The following is a 1,372-nucleotide window of genomic DNA, read 5'->3' as shown; positions in this document are numbered from 1 at the left end:
CGCGCCCCGCCGTGACGGCCGGCCCCGACCGACAGCGCGGCAATCAGCGATGCCGCCGCGGTCGAGCCGCCGACGCCGCCGCACATCGCGGCATGCACCGACGCGTCGCGCGGCCCCGGATTGGCCAGCGCGACGGCCAGCGCCTCCAGCATGTCCAGCGCCGCCCGGCCGGGCAGCTCGTCGCGCAGCAGCAGCACCAGCATCTCGACCCAGCGCGCACGGCCGACCATTTGCCCGAACACGTCATAGCCGCGGCAATAGGCGGCGCGGGTGGCGAACGGATTGCCGGGCTCGGGCTCTTCCTGCCAGATGCGGGTATGGACGCGATGTGCCGGATCGATGTCGCTCATGCTCATTTCCCTCAGACGAAGCGCATGGCGCCGTCGACCACGATTTCCTCGCCGACGATGTAGGACGATGCGTCGGAGGCGAGGAACAGCGCGACTTGCGCGATCTCTTCCGGCGCGCCGAAACGCTTGAGCGGCGACTTCTGCGCGATGTCGCGCTTTCTCGCCTGCATCACCTCCTCGGGCAGGCCGAAGCGGTCGAACATCGGCGTGGCGATCGGCCCCGGGCTGATCGCGTTGATGCGGATGCCGCGCCCGATCAGTTCCGCGCTCAGCGACTGCACCAGCGAGCGCAGGGCCGCCTTGCTGGCGCCATAGGCGGCGAACGGCGCGGATGCCTTCCGATTGGCGATGGACGTCGTGACGATCACGGATGCGGAAGCGCCGAACAGGGGCAGGGCCTTCTGGATCGTGAAGAACACGCCCTTGCAGTTGATGTCCATGGTTTCGTCGAAACACGCCTCGGTCACCGCCTCGAACGGCACCGGCTTGGCGATTGCCGCATTGGCGAACAGGACGTCGAGCCGGCCGAAGCGATCCTTGAGCTGCCGCATCAGCGCATCGATGTCGGCCAGGCTGCCGGCGTCGCTGGGCAGGACCAGCGCTTGGCTGCCCAGCTCCCGCCGCGCCCGTTCCAGGTTTTCGCTATCGCGGCCGGTCACGGCCACTTGCGCGCCTTCGCGCTGGAACAGCATGGCCGTGGCCAGCCCGATGCCGCTCGTGCCGCCGGTGATGAGGATGGTCTTGCCTTCGAGTTTCATGGTGTTAAGAGCCTGTTCAGTGTCTTTTGGCATGCACCAAAAAGACACTGAACAGGCTCTGAAGTTGCGCGCTCACGGCGCCGTTCCCAGGATCCGCATGCGCAGATTCATCGGCGGCACCTGTTCCGGATCGATGTGCACGTCGAGCAGGGTCGGCCCCTGGCGGCTGCAGATCGCGTCGATGTCGAGCGCATCCAGGTCGGCCGTGCCGCGGATGGTGTGCGCCTGCGCTCCCAGCGCGCGCGCCAGCGCCGCGAAATCGGT

At 67.9% G+C, this 1,372-nt stretch carries 3 protein-coding genes; all 3 read right to left on the bottom strand.

The features are described from left to right. Positions 1–350: citrate synthase family protein (locus tag A6M56_RS04700; protein ID WP_502686877.1), on the bottom strand; the 350-nt coding region annotated here is incomplete at its 3' end. Positions 351–361: 11 nt separating this feature from the next. Next, positions 362–1,108, bottom strand: a complete 747-nt coding sequence (locus tag A6M56_RS04695; RefSeq protein WP_286757822.1) for an SDR family oxidoreductase — start codon at positions 1,106–1,108, stop codon at positions 362–364. A 72-nt stretch (positions 1,109–1,180) separates the two neighbouring features. Next, the coding region (locus A6M56_RS04690; RefSeq protein WP_286757821.1) for a hypothetical protein at positions 1,181–1,372 on the bottom strand (192 nt) is incomplete at its 5' end.

Origin of the sequence: Ralstonia sp. RL (assembly GCF_001683835.1) — a bacterium.
GTDB classification, from domain to species: Bacteria; Pseudomonadota; Gammaproteobacteria; order Burkholderiales; family Burkholderiaceae; genus Ralstonia; species Ralstonia mannitolilytica.
The sequence above is the reverse complement of the archived record's forward strand: the minus strand, read 5'-3'. Positions and strand labels throughout refer to the sequence as shown.

Excerpts from the sequence above, each read along its gene's own strand:
- A6M56_RS04695 (WP_286757822.1), bottom strand. The coding sequence starts at position 1,108 with ATGAAACTCGAAGGCAAGACCATCCTCATCACCGGCGGCACGAGCGGC.